The sequence below is a fragment of the Roseburia intestinalis L1-82 genome (assembly GCF_900537995.1).
GTDB lineage: Bacteria > Bacillota > Clostridia > Lachnospirales > Lachnospiraceae > Roseburia > Roseburia intestinalis.
The window spans coordinates 2,092,596-2,110,723 of the sequence record NZ_LR027880.1 but is presented as its reverse complement, the minus strand read 5'-3'; the positions used below and the strand labels follow the sequence as shown (position 1 = coordinate 2,110,723).

The 18,128-nt window shown below is 41.3% G+C and carries 18 protein-coding genes; 16 read left to right on the top strand and 2 right to left on the bottom strand.

The features are described 5' to 3' along the window. Window positions 1-50 precede the first annotated feature (50 nt). Entirely contained in the window at window positions 51-1,676 is a 1,626-nt protein-coding gene (gene mutL, locus RIL182_RS09860) for a DNA mismatch repair endonuclease MutL (protein ID WP_330573324.1), read from the top strand. Window positions 1,677-1,777: 101 nt separating this feature from the next. Here the strand turns inward: mutL and RIL182_RS09855 are convergent, their stop codons facing one another. Then, the gene (locus RIL182_RS09855) at window positions 1,778-2,947 is read right to left on the bottom strand and encodes an IS110 family RNA-guided transposase (RefSeq protein ID WP_134522982.1); all 1,170 of its coding nucleotides are present in this window, start codon (window positions 2,945-2,947) and stop codon (window positions 1,778-1,780) included. Between the two features lie 277 nt (window positions 2,948-3,224). On the opposite strand from RIL182_RS09855, the gene RIL182_RS09850 reads away from it, so the two are divergent. From RIL182_RS09850 to RIL182_RS09785, 14 genes are all read left to right on the top strand, one after another. Beyond that, window positions 3,225-3,683, top strand: coding sequence for a DNA mismatch repair MutL family protein (locus RIL182_RS09850; protein WP_243128751.1), 459 nt, complete (start codon window positions 3,225-3,227; stop codon window positions 3,681-3,683). Window position 3,684: 1 nt separating this feature from the next. Then, window positions 3,685-4,641: a tRNA (adenosine(37)-N6)-dimethylallyltransferase MiaA gene (gene miaA, locus RIL182_RS09845; protein WP_006858321.1), complete on the top strand. Its 957-nt coding sequence runs from the start codon at window positions 3,685-3,687 to the stop codon at window positions 4,639-4,641. Further along, a complete protein-coding gene (locus RIL182_RS09840; protein WP_006858322.1) occupies window positions 4,634-5,929 on the top strand; it encodes a methionine gamma-lyase family protein in 1,296 nt (431 codons plus the stop codon). The genes miaA and RIL182_RS09840 overlap by 8 nt, the downstream gene beginning before the upstream one ends. 54 nt (window positions 5,930-5,983) lie before the next feature. Then, the gene (gene radC / locus RIL182_RS09835) at window positions 5,984-6,679 is read left to right on the top strand and encodes a RadC family protein (protein WP_022112983.1); all 696 of its coding nucleotides are present in this window, start codon (window positions 5,984-5,986) and stop codon (window positions 6,677-6,679) included. 24 nt (window positions 6,680-6,703) lie between these two features. Then, window positions 6,704-7,720 carry a rod shape-determining protein gene (locus RIL182_RS09830; RefSeq protein ID WP_006858323.1) on the top strand — a complete coding sequence of 339 codons (1,017 nt, stop codon included), beginning with the start codon at window positions 6,704-6,706 and terminating at the stop codon, window positions 7,718-7,720. Window positions 7,721-7,728: 8 nt separating this feature from the next. After that, the gene (gene mreC, locus RIL182_RS09825) at window positions 7,729-8,586 is read left to right on the top strand and encodes a rod shape-determining protein MreC (protein WP_006858324.1); all 858 of its coding nucleotides are present in this window, start codon (window positions 7,729-7,731) and stop codon (window positions 8,584-8,586) included. A 15-nt stretch (window positions 8,587-8,601) separates the two neighbouring features. Next, complete coding sequence (gene mreD, locus RIL182_RS09820) at window positions 8,602-9,120, top strand: rod shape-determining protein MreD (protein WP_006858325.1); 519 nt, start codon at window positions 8,602-8,604, stop codon at window positions 9,118-9,120. Next, on the top strand, window positions 9,113-11,989 hold the full coding sequence (locus RIL182_RS09815; RefSeq protein WP_022112982.1) for a penicillin-binding transpeptidase domain-containing protein: 2,877 nt from the start codon (window positions 9,113-9,115) through the stop codon (window positions 11,987-11,989). Before mreD ends, RIL182_RS09815 begins: the two co-directional genes overlap by 8 nt. A 62-nt stretch (window positions 11,990-12,051) precedes the next feature. After that, window positions 12,052-12,879 (top strand): septum site-determining protein MinD, encoded by an 828-nt coding sequence (minD, locus tag RIL182_RS09810; RefSeq protein WP_006858326.1) that lies wholly within the window; start codon window positions 12,052-12,054, stop codon window positions 12,877-12,879. Further along, on the top strand, window positions 12,872-13,069 hold the full coding sequence (locus tag RIL182_RS09805) for a cell division topological specificity factor MinE (RefSeq protein WP_006858327.1): 198 nt from the start codon (window positions 12,872-12,874) through the stop codon (window positions 13,067-13,069). Before minD ends, RIL182_RS09805 begins: the two co-directional genes overlap by 8 nt. A 4-nt stretch (window positions 13,070-13,073) precedes the next feature. Then, window positions 13,074-14,177 carry an FtsW/RodA/SpoVE family cell cycle protein gene (locus RIL182_RS09800; protein WP_022112981.1) on the top strand — a complete coding sequence of 368 codons (1,104 nt, stop codon included), beginning with the start codon at window positions 13,074-13,076 and terminating at the stop codon, window positions 14,175-14,177. 19 nt (window positions 14,178-14,196) lie between these two features. After that, window positions 14,197-14,592, top strand: a complete 396-nt coding sequence (locus RIL182_RS09795; RefSeq protein WP_006858330.1) for a methylglyoxal synthase — start codon at window positions 14,197-14,199, stop codon at window positions 14,590-14,592. Between the two features lie 117 nt (window positions 14,593-14,709). Further along, on the top strand, window positions 14,710-15,693 hold the full coding sequence (locus tag RIL182_RS09790; protein WP_006858331.1) for a D-alanyl-D-alanine carboxypeptidase family protein: 984 nt from the start codon (window positions 14,710-14,712) through the stop codon (window positions 15,691-15,693). A 118-nt stretch (window positions 15,694-15,811) separates the two neighbouring features. Then, window positions 15,812-16,234, top strand: coding sequence for a hypothetical protein (locus RIL182_RS09785; protein WP_015560543.1), 423 nt, complete (start codon window positions 15,812-15,814; stop codon window positions 16,232-16,234). A 138-nt stretch (window positions 16,235-16,372) separates the two neighbouring features. Here RIL182_RS09785 and RIL182_RS09780 read toward each other — a convergent pair whose 3' ends face one another. Further along, entirely contained in the window at window positions 16,373-16,585 is a 213-nt protein-coding gene (locus tag RIL182_RS09780; RefSeq protein ID WP_015520750.1) for a DUF378 domain-containing protein, read from the bottom strand. 138 nt (window positions 16,586-16,723) lie between these two features. On the opposite strand from RIL182_RS09780, the gene RIL182_RS09775 reads away from it, so the two are divergent. Then, complete coding sequence (locus tag RIL182_RS09775; RefSeq protein WP_118412231.1) at window positions 16,724-18,115, top strand: HlyD family efflux transporter periplasmic adaptor subunit; 1,392 nt, start codon at window positions 16,724-16,726, stop codon at window positions 18,113-18,115. Window positions 18,116-18,128 lie beyond the last annotated feature (13 nt).

Here is an 18,128-nt window from a genome sequence, read left to right as displayed (position 1 = left end):
ATGCTGCAGGAAATGCAGCAGAAACGATTGAAACAAAGAGGTGAATCTGTATGCCTGAAATTACACTGCTCAGTCAGGAGACAATTGACAAGATTGCAGCCGGGGAAGTTGTGGAACGCCCCTCTTCCGTGGTAAAAGAACTGGTGGAAAATGCCATCGATGCAAAGGCAACTGCCGTCACAGTTGAGATCAAAGAGGGCGGTATTTCATTTATCCGTATCACGGACAATGGCTGCGGCATCGAGCGGGCGCAGGTTCCGCTTGCTTTTTTGCGCCATTCGACCAGCAAGATCAAAAGCGTGGAAGATCTGATGAGCATTACCTCTTTGGGATTCCGCGGTGAGGCGCTCTCAAGTATCGCTGCAGTTTCACAGGTCGAGCTGATCACAAAAACATACGGGGAACTGACCGGTACCCGCTATGTTATTGAGGGTTCGAAAGAAAAGGAAAATGAGGAGATTGGTGCGCCGGAGGGAACCACTTTTATCGTCCGCAATCTTTTTTACAATACACCGGCGAGGCGCAAATTTTTAAAGACAGCACAGACGGAGGGCAATTATATCAATGACCTGATGGAGCGTCTTGCCCTGTCGCATCCGGGGGTTTCCTTTAAATTCATCAACAACGGTCAGACGAAAATGCATACCTCCGGCAATTCCAGGGAAAAAGATATGATCTATCATATCTACGGCAGGGATATCACCTCCGGGCTTTTAGAGATCGACCATAAAAATGAGTATTTTCATGTCAAGGGTTTTATCGGAAAACCGTTAATTTCCCGCGGAAACCGTAATTTTGAGAATTACTTTATCAACGGACGTTATATCAAGAGCGCGCTGCTCTCAAAGTCGATTGAGGAAGCGTACAAAGGCTTTCTGATGCAGCACCAGTATCCGTTCTGCGTTCTGTACTTTTCCATGGATACCGATCTTTTAGATGTCAACGTGCATCCGACGAAGATGGAACTCCGTTTTTCAAACAATGAGGCGATCTATAAGACATTGTTTGAAATTATCCGGGGCGCGCTGACGCACAAAGATTTTATCCCTGAAGTACCGGTGCAGGAAGAAAAGATACGGAAACGTGAAAACATCAAGGCACCGCTCCCGGAACCGTTTGAGCGCCGGGGTGTTGAAATGGTGCGGAGTGGAGGAAGGTTTCAGCCGCAGGACATACAGCAGGGAACAGGCGGACAGTCCGGTTTCGCTGCGTCAAAAGAAAATGAAGACGTGCAGACAACAATTCCGATGCAGAGCGCAGCACCGCAGAAGGAATCAGCACCGCCGGAAAACCTTTCTGTCTTTAACTCGCTTCTTCCAAAGAAAGAAACGGCTGTCACAGAACAGTCCGCGGACCGGGTATCGGAAAGCAATACATACACCGTTTCCAAACCCGTACCGCAGCCAATACAGGCGGATAAAACAACGGCAAGCCTGCCAGAAGAGACAGCGGCAGCTTTACCGGAGTCAAAAGTCACTTACGAGCAACAGGAACTTGCGGCAGTCTCCGAAGGTTTTCTGACAAAAGATGCCAAGAAGAAACACAAGATCATCGGACAGCTGTTCGATACTTACTGGATGGTAGAGTATGAGGACAAGCTGTTCATCATCGACCAGCATGCAGCGCATGAAAAAGTACTTTATGAGACCAGCTATGAAAAGTCAACCATAAATTAGCAAAAAATTTCTTTTTCATATCGGTGGTAAAAAAGGGTAACTTTAATAGAGCTCCCTTAGGGTGCTTTTTCAAAATCTATCGATATTGGTATACAGACCTCTTATTCGAGGTTGAATTCTACTTCGCCAGTGAGCATCTTCCAGATGACTCTGACAAGCTTGCCGGCACAGTGCCCAAGTGCATTGTAGTGAGACCGGCCTTCAGCCCTCTTGGCATCATAATAAGCCTTGAAGGTTGCGTTGTTTCTGACAACGTTCCAAGCTGCATTTACAAGGGCATATCGTAAAACACGAGAGCCACGTTTGGACATCCTTGTTGTCTTAGCCTGAAAGTTACCAGACTGATAAACAGAAGGATCCAAACCGGCAAAAGCAAGCAGCTTGTTAGGATTGGAGAAACGGTGAATATCACCTATTTCACCAAGAATCATTCCACCATTGATATAACCGATACCAGGAATGGTCATGATGACAGAATCGTTGAATTTCATGATATCCGTCATCTCAGCTTCAATCTTTTCTAATTGGCTATCCAGTAACTCGATTTGTTGAATGGTTTGAGTTATCTGAATAGATATAGCGCTGTCGTTAGCACCGACAGACTTCTGTGCGAGAACTCTTAATTCTTTGGCCTGTTCTTTGGTAAAGTGTCCGTGTGAGTTCACTTTGAGCAGATTTGCCAGATGAGTCATATGCATGGAAGCAATCTCTTTTGGAGAAGGTGTTTCTTTTAATAAAGCATAGACAGCGTGTTGATGCAGACCGGATTTGAAAAAGTATTGAATCTCCGGAAAGACCTGATCAACATAGGTTGTCAGTTGAATTTTCAATCGGGTACGTTGCTTTATGGTTTTCTGACGGAAACGTCCCAATGCCTTAAGATCCATCATATCGAGATCGAAGAAGCTGACGAATCTGAGGTTGTCCTGCATCATAAGAGTTTTAGCAATCACGTAAGTGTCGACCTTATCTGTCTTAGTTTTGCGAACGTTATTTTTTCGCATTTGACAGGTTTTGATGGGGTTCAACACACACACTTGGTAAAGCTCAGTAACAAGGTATCGAACAAGGTTGTCACCGTAGTGTGCCGTTGACTCAAGACCGATGATGAGGCTGTTCTTATCGAATGATTCGAGTTTAGAGACCAGCAGTTGGAAGCCATCAGCGTCATTTGTGAATTTGAACGGCTCAATGATTATTTCACCGTCGGAAGAAATCGCAGCGGCGAAATGATTAAGTTTGGCAATATCAATGCCTACGTAAATTTTCATGAGGTTGTACCTCCCTTTCCTAAAGTCTGATACCATGATGTCCACCAACGATTATCATCGTAGACTTGATAGAAATAAGTACTCTGAGTGAAAAACACTCCGGCAACATCCAGCTAATAAACAATTCAGATAAATGTAGTGGCAATACACTCCAGTTGAGTAGTCAAGCTACAGAAAACAAATCAAAAGTCCATAGTATCTGAATTGTATTGAACCACGATATTAAAAGAAAGGAAATATGTGATAATTAACTTCCTAATTATCATACAAGAAAACGATGAAAAAAGTGCGTGAAAAAACATTTTCATCACAGACGCTCAGTCCGCCGATCATCCTGACACTCAGCATTGAAGAGATCGAGATGCTTGAAAAATACAGGGAGCAGATCGATGCGTTCGGCTATGAAATCGAACCGTTCGGCGGAAAGGAATATGCAGTGACTGCTATTCCGGCTGATTTTACCGGGATTGACACAAAAACAATGTTTCTTGAAATGTTAGATGATTTTGCAAATATAAATGAAAATGATTCACCAAATGCCATTATGGAAAAAGTTGCGTCGATGTCCTGTAAGGCAGCTATCAAGGGAAACCAGCACATCAGCAGGCCGGAGGCAGAACGGCTGATCGATGAACTGCTGGAACTTGAAAATCCGTACAACTGCCCGCACGGACGCCCGACGATCATTTCCATGACCAAATATGAAATAGAAAAGAAATTTAAAAGGATTGTCTGATATGCAGCAAAAACCAATGATTATTCTGACCGGTCCGACCGCGGTGGGGAAAAGTGCCCTCTCGGTGGAACTGGCAAAAAAAATAAATGGAGCGGTGATCTCTGCGGATTCTATGCAGGTCTACCGCCATATGGATATCGGTTCTGCCAAGATCACACCGGAGGAGATGCAGGGTGTTACGCATTATATGATCGATGAGCTAGAGCCGGACGAAGAATTTCACGTTGTGCGTTTTGTCACGATGGCAAAAGAATATTTAAAAGAAATCTATGCGGATGGAAAAATCCCGATCATAGCCGGGGGCACCGGATTTTACATTCAGGCACTTTTGTATGATATTGATTTTACAGAGCAGCAGTGTGATGAGACTTACCGCAGGCAGTTAGAGGATCTTGCCAGAGAACATGGCGCAGAATATCTGCACGGAATACTGCGCGAAGTGGATCCGGCTTCCGCCGAAGCGATCCATGCCAATAATATCAAACGTGTGATAAGGGCGTTAGAATTTTATCAGTTGTCCGGCAAAAAAATATCTGAGCACAACGAAACGGAACGACAAAAACAGTCTCCATACAATTTTGCCTATTTTGTACTCACGGATGAGCGTGCAAAATTGTACGAACGCATTGACAGACGCGTGGATGCAATGATAGAAGCCGGACTTGTGGAGGAAGTAAAAAAATTAAAATCCAAGGGCTGCAGCCGGGAGATGGTTTCCATGCAGGGGCTCGGCTACAAGGAGATCCTTGCATATTTAGACGGCGGGTGTACCTTAGAGGAAGCTGTCTATATCATCAAGCGTGAGACGCGCCACTTTGCAAAACGCCAGTTGACATGGTTTAAGAGAGAGCGGGATGTGATCTGGCTCGACAAGCAGGCATTTGGCTATGATGATGCAGCGATTTTAACAGATATGATATCAATTTTAGAAGAAAAGGAAATAATCAGTCATGAATAAGTGGATGGAAGAACAATACGAAGCCCTTGGTATTTCAAGAGAAGTATATGAATTTGGAGAAAAAATCGAAGATTCCTTAAAAGAACGTTTTGCAGCGATCGATGCTACGGCAGAATACAACCAGTTAAAAGTCATCAAAGCGATGCAGGACAACCGTGTGAGTGCAGAGTGCTTTAATATGTCATCAGGATACGGCTACAACGACCTCGGACGTGACACATTAGAAAAAGTATATGCATCCTGCTTTAAAGGAGAAGATGCTTTAGTACGTCCGCAGATTACCTGCGGCACACACGCTTTAGCACTTGCTTTAATGTCAAACCTTCGTCCGGGAGATGAACTTTTATCCCCGGTCGGAAAACCATATGACACCTTAGAGGAAGTGATCGGCATCCGTCCGTCAAAGGGATCTCTGGCAGAATACGGCGTGTCTTACCGTCAGGTGGATCTTCTGCCGGACGGAAGTTTTGATTTTGAACATATCAAAGAGGCGATCAATGAGCGGACAAAACTCGTGACGATCCAGCGCTCCAAAGGGTATGCAACCAGACCAACCCTGTCCGTGGCACGTATTGGAGAGCTGATCTCCTACATCAAAGGCATCAAACCGGATGTCATCTGTATGGTAGATAACTGTTACGGTGAATTTGTTGAAGAGCAGGAACCGCTTGAAGTCGGAGCGGACATGATCGTTGGTTCTCTGATTAAAAACCCGGGCGGCGGACTTGCGCCGATTGGCGGATATATCGTCGGGAAAAAAGAATGTGTCGAAAATGCTGCTTACCGTCTGACCTCTCCGGGACTCGGAAAAGAAGTCGGTGCATCCTTAGGTGTCATCCAGTCTTTTTATCAGGGATTTTTCCTTGCACCGACCGTGGTGAGCGGCGCATTAAAGGGTGCGATCTTCGCGGCAAATATTTACGAAAAACTTGGATTTGAGGTTGTTCCGAACGGAAGTGAGAGCCGTCACGATATCATTCAGGCGGTCGCATTCCACAATCCGGATGCACTGATTGCATTCTGTGAGGGAATTCAGGCGGCGGCACCGGTCGACAGCTATGTAACGCCGGAACCGTGGGCAATGCCGGGCTATGACAGCGATGTCATCATGGCGGCAGGTGCTTTTGTACAGGGATCATCCATTGAGCTGAGTGCAGACGGTCCGATCAAGCCTCCATATGCCGTTTATTTCCAGGGCGGACTGACCTGGTATCACGCAAAACTGGGCATTCTGAAATCTTTACAAAAACTTAAGGAACGAAAACTTGTCGACCTTGACTTGTTATGATAGAATATAATGTGATTTATGTATGCTTCCCGGGAGAGCAGAGAGGAAGCATTTATGAACAAAATTACTACGGTAAAAGAATTGCCGGATTCGGAAAAACCATATGAAAAGTTTCTTACATATGGCCCGGAATACTTAAGTGATGCAGAGCTGTTAGCAGTGATTATCCGTTCAGGGACAAGCGGTCTGAAGTCTGTGGAAGTTGCGCAGAATCTGTTAAATGACGGTCATCGCAATTTATTAAACCTCTATGACATTCCGTTTGAAAAGATGCAGAAAATACGTGGAATTGGTCCCATAAAGGCAATCCAGTTAAAATGTATTGCGGAATTATCAAAGCGGATTGCACAGACAAAATCAGCACCAAACGTATGCATGACTAATCCGAGAACCATCGCAGATTACTATATGGAGCATCTGCGCCACGAGAACAAAGAACATCTGATCGTCTGTATGTTCGACAACAAATGCCACATGAAAGGTGATAAACTGCTTTCTGTCGGCAGTGCAAACGAGACGATTGTTTCGCCGCGTGAGGTTTTTGAAACAGCAATCAACTGTCATGCAGCACATCTTATCTTAGTCCATAATCATCCGAGCGGTATACCGGAACCATCCCATGCAGATGATGTCGTTACAAAACGGATTTTAAACTGCGGACAGTTGATGGGCATTCCGCTTTCCGACCATGTTATTATCGGAGATCATTCTTACTTTAGTTACAGAGAAAATAACAGGATCGTGGTTTAAACCGCGTTCCAAAGGGAGAGAACAATGACAAACAACGTATACGGTATTGATCTTGGAACATGCAATATGAAAATTTACTGCAAGTCTTCCAACAAAATCTTAAATGAGAAAAACACGATCGCATTAAAAAATAAAGATGAGATCTATGCTTATGGTAACTCGGCATACGCAATGTATGAAAAGGCCCCGGAGTCTATCCATGTGACATTCCCTGTTACAACAGGTGTCATCGCAGATTTCAACAATCTTCAGTCCATGATACAGCTTTTCTTAGAAACACATGTCAAGGGAAGCTTAAAGGGGGCAGAATTTATTGTGGCAGTACCGACAAGTATCACAGAAGTAGAGAAAAAAGCGTTTTTTGACATGTTCTATAAGAGCAAGATGAAGCCAAAGAGTGTTCTTTTATGTGAAAAACCAATCGCAGATGCTGTGGGATTGGGATTAGACGTCAATGAACCGACCGGTATCATGGTTGTAGATATCGGTGCAGATACGACCGAGATTTCTGTTATTTCACTTGGAGGACTTGTACTTAGTGATCTTCTCCATTTTGGCGGCAATAAGATTGATGAATCCATCATTACTTATGTAAAACGAAATTATAATCTGGTGATCGGGCAGAAAACGGCACAGAGTATGAAAGAACGTTTGGGTTCCGGTATCCCGGGCAATGAAGATACGATGATCGTTGTCGGCAGAGATGTTGTAAGCGGACTTCCGATCGAAATGGAAATGTCAGGCGGAGTTGTCTATGAAGCAATCAAAGATAATCTCGAAAGTATCTGCAATTCCATCAAAATGATCTTAGAGAAAACACCACCGGAACTTGCAAAAGATATTATCCATTCCGGAATCTATATCACAGGCGGAAGTTCCCAGATTCATGATCTGGATAAATTGTTTGCAGATATCACAGGAATTGATATCAATACCTGTGAAGAACCGGAAGAGTGCGTTGTGCGTGGTCTTGTAAAAATTGTTTCCGACAGCAAATACAAACATCTTGCCTTCAGCATGAAAAGTAAGATCTTGATTTAGGGGAAAGTATGAAACGAAAACCAAAATTTGTTCTTCCCACAAAATATATATTGCTTATCTTAAGCGGTGTATGTATTGTGGCAATATTACTCAGTTTTACACTCGGCATATCCGGCGGACCATTAAATACTGTCGCCGGATATGTATTTATCCCAATGCAGCGCGGCATTAATTCTGTTGGCAGCTGGATTGGTGAAAAAGCAGACAATCTAAAAAAATTAAATGATGTTATGGCAGAAAATGAAGACCTGAAACGTCAGGTGGATGATCTGACCACGGAATTAAATACCATTAAATTAGAGCAGTACGAGCTTGACAATTTAAGAGAACTTTTAAAACTGGATCAGAAATATCCAAGTTACGATAAAGTTGCAGCAAATGTTATCGGGAAAGACGGCGGCAACTGGTTTACGAATTTTACGATTGACAAGGGATCTAACGATGGAATCGAAGTGGACATGAACGTGATCGCGGGAAGTGGTCTTGTAGGAATTGTCACAGACGTAGGACCAAACTATGCAAAAGTTTCTGCTATCATAAATGATACCATAAAAGTCAGTGGTATGGTTACAACCACATCGGATAACCTGATCGTAAATGGCAGTTTACAGAATATGAATGAAAATATGGTCATTGAATTTTCAAATCTCAATGATAAGGACAATAAAGTTGCCATCGGTGATCCCGTCGTTACTTCTTATGTATCAAACCGCTATCAGCAGGGAATTCTGATCGGTTATATCAGTACACTTACCATGGATTCTAATAATCTTACAAAGTCGGGTACCATTACACCGGCAGTCGATTTTGAGCATATCGAAGAAGTTCTTGTCATTTTAAATAAGAAACAGACAGCAGAATCTTAGAAATAGAGGTTATTTATGAGAAGAAAGATTACCGTATTTATTATTATTGGCGTCTGCTATCTGTTGCAAACGACATTTTTTGACACACTTTCCTTTGCATCCATATCACCAAACCTTCTGATTATCGTAACATCGTCCTTTGGTTTTATGCGTGGACGCAAAGAAGGGCTTTTTATCGGTTTTTTCTGCGGACTGCTCTTAGATATTTTCGGTGGAGGTGTTCTTGGATTTTACAGCCTTTTATATATGTATATCGGTTATATCAATGGAATGTTCCGTAAACTTTTTTATCCGGAAGATATTAAACTGCCGCTTGTCCTGATTGCAGGCAGTGATTTAAGCTGCAACCTTCTGATTTATTTTATCATGTTTCTTTTTCGAAACAGATACGACTTTAACTACTATTTTTTACAATTAATGATACCAGAGTTGGTTTATACCATGGTTATAACAATTTTTTTGTATTTCATAATTTTAAAGATAAACCAGAAACTGGAAGCAATCGAGAAAAGGAGTGCAAGCAAATTTGTTTGATAATATAAAAGAAGCATGCCGTATGTTTTTTAAATCGCGGCTGGTTGTAGCAACAGTTGTGATGATTCTGCTGTTTTCCATTCTTCTGTGGCGTATTTTTTCTCTTCAGATTGTAAATGGAAAAGAATATCAGGACAATTATACGTTCAAAATCGTCAAGGAACGCACCTTAAACAGTACACGCGGAAATATTTATGACCGCAATGGCAACCTGCTCGCCTACAATGAACTGGCATATTCCATTACGATCGAGGATAATGGTACTTACAGTTCTACGAAAGCAAAAAATGCAGCGATCAATGCAGAAATTGCACAGGTCGTAACCGCACTTGAAGAAAATGGAGACTCCATTGTCAACGATTTTAAAATATTGCTGGATGACAATGGCAATTACAGTTATAATATAGAAGAATCCGGCGCAACCTGGAAACGTTTTCTGGCAGATGTGTTTGGAGAGGCTTCATTTGAAAGTATGCAGGAAGATGAATCTGACATCATTTCCCGCAACAAACTTGATTTTAAACCGACGGAAGCAACCGCTGCACAGGTTATGCAATATCTGGCGGGCAGCAACCGTTATGCCATTGGAACCGAATATGATGATGCAATGGCATATAAGATTACTGTTGTACGTTTTTCCATGGCACAAAATGCCTATCAGAAATATATTGCAACAACGATCGCAACGAACGTTTCCGAGGAATCGGTTGCCTATATCAGCGAACACGCTGCAGAATTGCAGGGGGTTGAAGTATTAGAGGATACCATACGAAAGTACAACGATAGTGAATATTTTTCTTCCATTATCGGTTACACCGGAAAAATATCCACCGACGAATACAATAAACTTTCAGAGACAGATGATTCCTATACTTTAAATGACGTAGTCGGTAAACTTGGTATTGAACAGTATATGGACAGCGATTTAAAAGGTGAGAAAGGTCATGAAAAGCTCTATGTGGATTATCTTGGAAAAGCGGTAAAAGTCATTGAACACGAAGAACCGCAGGCAGGAAATGATGTCTATCTGTCTATCGACAAAGATCTTCAGATTGCAGTATATAAGCTTTTAGAGCAGGAGATTGCCGGAATCGTATACTCCAATATTGATAATCCTGGATCAGATATCAATATTCCGATCACAGATGTCTATTTTGCACTGATTAACAATAATGTGATTGATTTTTCACATTTTTCAGAAGAAAATGCATCCCCCACGGAACGGGAAGTACAGCAGATCTTTGCCAGCAGACAAAATGCTGTAATTGAACAGATACGCACCGAACTGACCGGAAGTGCACCGACACCATTTGCATCGATGACAGAGGAATATCAGGATTATTTTACCTATATCATAAAAAATATGCTTCATGATAACAATATCCTGTTAAAGAAAAATATTGATACGTCCGATGAGGTTTACCTTCAATGGCAGAATGGGGCGATTGGCCCGCAGGAGTATTTAAACCATGCAATTGCCAAAGGGTGGATCGACATTACAAAGTTTTCCGTAAGTGAAAAATATTCAGATTCTACTGAAATATATGATGCATTGTGTGATTATATTCTAAATGATATCAGTACAGATTCAGATTTTACAAAAATTATATATGAATATTTAATCCAGACCGATGCAATTACCGGAAGACAGCTTTGTCTGATCTTATTTGATCAGAATATTCTGGCATTTGACGAGGATGATATTGCAGGATTATCAGGCGGCACAATTGCACCGGCTTCCTTTATCAAGGAAAAGATCCAGAATCTTGAAATTACACCGGCACAGCTTGCCTTAGATCCATGTGCGGGCTCCTGTGTGATCACAGATACAAAGACAGGGGAAGTTCTCGCTTTGGTAAGTTATCCTGGATACGACGGTAACAGGCTTGCAAACACCGTCGATTCCGATTACTTCAACAGCCTGCAGCAAAATAATGCAAGACCTCTGTACAATTATGCAACCCAGCAGCGGACGGCACCTGGTTCTACATTTAAAATGGTATCAGCGACGGCAGGTCTTGCAGAACATGTGATCAGTACGACGGAGCAGATCCAGGATCTTGGAGTGTACAAAAACGTAAGCAATGAACCGAGATGCTGGATTTATCGTTCTTTCCACGGATCACATGGTCTTATTAATGTGTCTGAAGCACTTAGAGATTCCTGTAACTACTTCTTCTATGAAGTTGGTTACCGTCTCAGTACCAATAATTATGCAATGAGCTACAATAATGATGCCGCAGAAAACGGTATTGAAAAAATTCAGAAATATGCTTCACTTTATGGCCTGAATGAAACAACCGGCATAGAAATTGAAGAGAGCAAACCGCAGGTCGCAGATAGTTTCCCTGTCATGGCTGCCATTGGTCAGAGTAATAATAACTACTCCACGATACAGCTCGCCAGATATGTTACTGCCGTTGCAAACAGTGGTACCGTATATAATTACACACTTTTAAACAAAGTAACGGATTCTGACGGAAACACATTAAAACAATACGAACCGGAGATACGCAATACCGTGGATGTCTTAAGTGACAGTGACTGGGATGCCATTCATACCGGTATACGCATGGTGGTTGAAAATACAAAAGAATTCGATGGATTTCCAATCGAGGCAGCCGGCAAGACAGGTACGGCACAGGAGGATCTGAAACGGCCAAACCACGCTTTGTTTGTCGGTTATGCTCCGTACGATAATCCTGAAATATCAATTGCAACGCGTATTGCAAATGGATATACTTCCCACAATGCGGCAGAAGTTTCAAAGAAGATCCTTGCATACTATTTCAAAGTTGAAGATGCTGATTCTCTGTTAAACGGACAGGCTGAGAATATTAATGCTACATCAAATGGTGTAAATGATTAACATTTGAATAATTCCCGTTTTTTTGCGGGTTTTATTAATAAATCAAAACAGGAGGTTCCCTCATGGGTGAAGTGATTACTTTTACCTCAGGAAAAGGCGGCGTTGGCAAAACGACAACCACAGCTAACGTTGGCGCAGGACTTTCACTGTTAGATAAAAAAGTCGTATTGGTAGATACTGATATCGGCTTACGAAATCTTGATGTTGTCATGGGACTGGAAAACCGGATCCTCTATAATCTGGTGGATGTGCTAAGCGGCAGATGCAGGGCGAAACAGGCAATCATCCGGGACAAACGATTCCCGAATCTCTCTGTGATACCGTCATCCTGTACAAAAGAAAAAATTCTGCTTGATTCTGATCAGATGAAACATCTGCTTGATGATCTAAGACAGGAATTTGATTATATATTAGTTGACAGTCCCGCAGGTATCGATCAGGGATTTTTACTTGCCATTACGGGAGCCGACCGCATTGTAGTGGTCACAACACCTCAGATTGCAGCCATTCATGATGCTGATTGTGTACTTCAGATATTAAAAACACATTATACGGTAAAAACAGAACTTCTGATCAATGGTTTTCGCAAGCACATGGTAAAAGACGGAGATATGCTAAATATCGATGATATCTGTGAACTTTTAGATGTGCCATTACTTGGTGTCGTGCCGGAAGATGAACAGATCATCATTGCCCAGAACCATGGCGAACCGTTGCTGCATCTGGATGGAAATAAAAAGAATGCATTACTTTCTGAGCTCTGCTACAACAATATTGCACGGCGAATCACAGGTGAGGAAGTGCCTCTGTTAAATTACATAAAACAGGGCAGTATTTTTTCGAAGATATTTTTTAAAAAGAAACCTGTGAAAGGAGCGCTGCATGTTTAAAACCCATTCCGGAAATGTTGCAAAAGAGCGCTTAAAGCTGATGATGAATGCAGACCATCAAAAACTGGATGATGCCACTATGGAACTGATCCGTCAGGAGATAGGCTGTGTTATCACGAAATATGTGGTTATAGAGCCGGAGAACATTGAGATTAAAGTAATGTTAAAGGATTACAAGAAAAGAGAGTAGGATAATGTCTAAACTTTATAAACTAAAGAATTACAAATTCATACTGGTCATATATGTTCTGATATTAAATACCCTGGGGGTCTTTCTGGTTGGGAGCGCAAGCCCCGGGGATCAGAAAAAACAGATCATCGGTATGGTGAGCGGTATTGTCATCATGGTGATTTTATCTCTGATCGATTACAGTTTTATCCTCCGTTTTTCCTGGATCATATATCTGCTGGCAGTCGGTCTCTTAGCACTGGTACTTGTCGCGGGTGATTCTTCAAAAGGAGCACAGCGCTGGTTTGAGATTGGCGGTATCCGCTTTCAGCCATCCGAACTTGTAAAAATACTTTTGATTTTATTTTTCGCGTATTATTTCATGAAATATGAGGAGAAGATCAATACGGTAAGAGTGATTGTTTCTTCGTTTGTGTTACTTGCGATTCCGCTGTTTTTAATCTATAAACAGCCAAATCTGTCGACAATGATTGTAATTACCTTAGTTTTTTGCGCATTATTATTTATGGCAGGCTTAAATTACAAACTGGTCGTCGGTGTGCTGATCGTATGTATTCCGGTCGGACTGATTGGAATGACACTGATCATACAGGATAAAATCCCATTCATCCACGCTTATCAGCTGGGGCGTATCATGGCATGGCTTTATCCGGATGATTATCCGGATCTTGCCTACCAGCAGCAGAATTCGATCATGGCGATCGGTTCCGGACTATTATGGGGAAAAGGACTTAACAATACGGATCCGACTTCGGTCAAAAACGGAAACTTTATTTTGGAACCTCAAAATGACTTTATTTTCGCGGTTGCAGGTGAAGAACTTGGATTTGTGGGCAGTGCAGTGATCATAATTCTCTTGCTTTTCATCACGATTGAGTGTATATTTATTGCTAGAAAAGCAAAAGACACAGCAGGCAGACTGATCTGTTGTGGTGTAGGTGCGCTGATTGGTTTTCAGACTTTTGTCAATATCGGTGTGGCGAGCGGGCTTCTGCCAAATACAGGTGTAACACTTCCGTTTGTCAGCTACGGACTTACATCATTATGGTCTTTGTATATAGGTATCGGGCTTGTCTTAAATGTCGGGCTTCAGCCGAAAAAATATTAACAACAGGGGGTCCTACAACATGAACATTGGATTAATAGCACACGATTCAAAAAAGAAACTGATGCAGAATTTCTGCATTGCCTATCGGGGTATACTTTGCAAAAATGAGCTTTATGCAACTGGAACGACCGGAAGACTGATCGAAGAGGTTACAAATTTAAACGTTCATAAATATCTGGCAGGACATTTAGGCGGGGCTCAGCAGTTAGGGGCTCAGATCGAGCACAACGAGATCGATCTTGTCATTTTTCTTCGTGATCCGTTGACACCAAAATCACACGAACCGGATGTCAACAATGTCGTAAAAATCTGTGATACACACAACATACCGCTTGCAACAAATCTTGCTACCGCAGAACTTCTGATCAAATCTTTAGACAGAGGCGATTTAGAGTGGCGTGAAATGTACAAATAACAGAAACGAATAATAGAATACACACTTTGTGAACATTCTATTATTAAGAATAAAATATATACGCAGGATATACCTTTATCTGGTGTATCCTGCGTATTTTATGAAAGGAATTTTAACATGAAACGATTGCTATCTGTTCTGTGTATTACAGCACTTTTACTTGGCAGCATTACCGGTTGTGGCAAAGAGGAGGTTACATTGGAACAGCCTTATGATATTTATGAAACGACCGGAAGTCTTGGTCTTGGAACAACTGTTTCTGCCGGTGCACAGGAATATTTTTCAAAAGACCTGTGTGTAGCCGATGACGTTTCACTTGGTACAGATACAACGGATTCACAGGTTGCAGAAGGCGCCGGTACTTTTAATCTGGCAACAAATGAGATTGTCTATGCAAAAAATATATATGAGAGACTATATCCGGCAAGTACAACAAAAATTTTGACCGCGTATATTGCATTAAAGTATTGCACAGATTTAAGCCAGACGGTCACGATCAGTGAAAACGCTGCAAATCAGGCCTCCGATTCCTCTGTCTGCGGCCTTCATGCCGGAGATGTGATCCGCATGGATGACCTTTTATATGGTATGATGCTGCGAAGCGGTAATGATGCTGCGATTGCAATCGCAGAGTCGATTTCAGGGAGTGTGGAAGAATTTGCGGCACTGATGAACAAAGAAGCAGCCGCACTGGGGGCGACACAGTCTCATTTTGTCAACCCAAACGGACTTCCGGATGAAAATCATTATACCTCTGTATATGATCTGTATCTGATTTTCCGTGCGGCATTACAGAATGAAACATTTGTCCAGATCATAAGCACGACTTCCTATGATGTAACCTATCAGGCAGGAGATGGTACAATAGAAGAACATACCTGGGAAAATACAAACCAGTATCTGAGCGGTCACGCAAAATCTCCGGACGGTTTTACCGTAATTGGCGGTAAAACGGGTACAACCGGTGATGCAGGATACTGTCTGGTGCTTTACTCCATGAATGAACAGTCACAGCCAATTATTTCTATTGTTCTGAAAGCAGACGGAAAATCAAACCTTTATCTGTTAATGAATGAAATGTTATCCGGTTTTGCAAATTAATTGAAAATATTATTGTTTTTTTTGTGTTAATATACTATAATTAATTTATAAAACGAACCGTTTTTATTCATTTTCACGAATATGGACGTTGCATCGAAGGATCAGGAGGGAAATGACCATGATAGAGATTATTTCAGGCGAAAAGGGAAAAGGAAAGACAAAGGAACTGCTTAACAAGGTCAATACATCGATCACATCTGCAACTGGCAATATCGTATATCTGGATAAGAGCCAGAAACATATGTATGAGTTAAATAATAAGATTCGATTGATCAATGTAAACGATTTTCTGATTGATAACTGTGATGAATTTCTCGGTTTCATCTGTGGTGTGATATCACAGGATCACGATCTTGAAGAAATGTACCTTGACAGTTTTCTTACCATTGCATCGATAGATTCCGATGAACTTTTAAATCATGCGATTCAAAAGCTTGATGTGATCAGTGAAAAATACAATGTAAAATTCATTTTAAGCGTATCCAAAGATGAATCAAAACTGACAGATATTGCAAAAGCAAAAATCGTCATTTCCCTATAAAAATGAATATGTAAACAATCAGATAACACACACCATGTGAATATATCTTTTGTTATGAATTATGCGGTATGGAAAGATCTCTTATCCATACCGCATAATTCATGATAACAGAATGTTTGCGAAACATGCATTCTGTTATTAAGATTCTCCTACAGAACGGATTCTTCCGAACAAGCTGAGCAGATATAATCCCCCAATTCCCACAAGTGCATAAATAATTCTTGTAAGCCATGACATATCCCCGAAAAGAAATGCCACCAGATCAAATCTGAAAAAGCCAATCAGTCCCCAGTTAATCGCACCAATGATAACCAATGTAAGCAATGTGTAATCAAGCCAGTTTGTATTCATTTTTTTAGCCTCCTTTTGCAGATAGTATGCACGCAAAAAAAAATTTTTATTCGTATAAAACTTCTTTATCCTCGTTGTTTTCTATTGAATAAAATGTTAGAATAGGAATGTTGAAAAATTTAAGAGGTGAGTAAATTTTTGAATGAACATAAAAAAGTAGTAAAATATCGTAAACCGTTCAATATAAATATTGGTGTAATCATTTTTATTATTATTTTCATATATCTTGTATTCAATGTTTTCACTTACATTACAACAACGCATACTTCTGTTTATGAAGTGGAGCAGGGAACCATGGCAGAAAATAATGTTTACCGCGGTCTGATCCTTCGGGATGAAACAATTGTCACATCGCAATACGCTGGATCACTGAACTATTATGTACGCGAATCATCGAGAGTCGGATACGGAGATCTGATCTGTTCCGTCGATGAAAGCGGAAGCGTTTCCCAAAAGATTAATGATGTAAGTGCAGACGCCTCTAATCTGGATGCCGAAGGACTTTTAGAAATCGAAAATGATATTTCCGACTATGAAAATTCCTATCAGGCGCAGACATTTTATAATATTTATTCATTTAAAGAAAATATTGATTCTGCATTAAATGAAGCCTTAAGTCTGGAAGCTTTAAACGGATTATCGGATTATACATCCGCTGCCGGAAATGGTTCTTCCTTTCATACGATCACAACCGATACACCTGGGATCCTTGTTTATTACACGGATGGATTTGAAAATACGACCACGGACAATTTTTCAAAAGAACAGTTTGATGAAGCGTCCTATCAGCGCAATAATTTAAAACAGAATGTATCCGTTTCTAACGGGGATGCGGTTTATAAACTGATCAGCAACGAAGAATGGCATATTGTCGTTCCTATTACAAATACACTCGCAGATGAACTTGCAGATGACAATACTTTAAAACTCCGGTTTAATAAGGATGGTAAAACGGCATACGCTACCTATGTGATTACAGAAAAGAGCGGCGAAAAATACCTGATTTTAACACTTCGCAATTCACTGGTACGTTACGCAAAAGATCGTTTTATAGAGATTGAACTGCTGCTTACCGAACAGACCGGACTGAAAATTCCAAATTCGGCAATTACAGAAAAAGAATTTTTTACCATACCGGTCAGCTACTTTATGAAAGGCGGGGATTCTGATGCCGATGGACTGCTTGTTTCGTCCACAAACAAAAACGGAAAGACAACAACAGAGTTTGTTTCGCCAACGATTTATTACACAACTGACGATTATTACTATATCGACAGTGAGAATGTTACTGCCGGAGACATTCTGGTAAAACCTGATTCGAATGAAACTTACCGGGTTGGCTCAGACACTGCAACCTTAAAAGGTGTCTATAACGTCAATAAAGGTTATGCTGTTTTCAAACAGATCGATATCCTTTATCAGAGCAAGGAGTATACCATCGTAAAAACCGGAACTTCCTATGGAATTTCCTTATATGACCACATCGCTTTAGATGGAGCGAAGATCAATGAAGATGATTTGTTAAAATAATGGAGGGAAAATG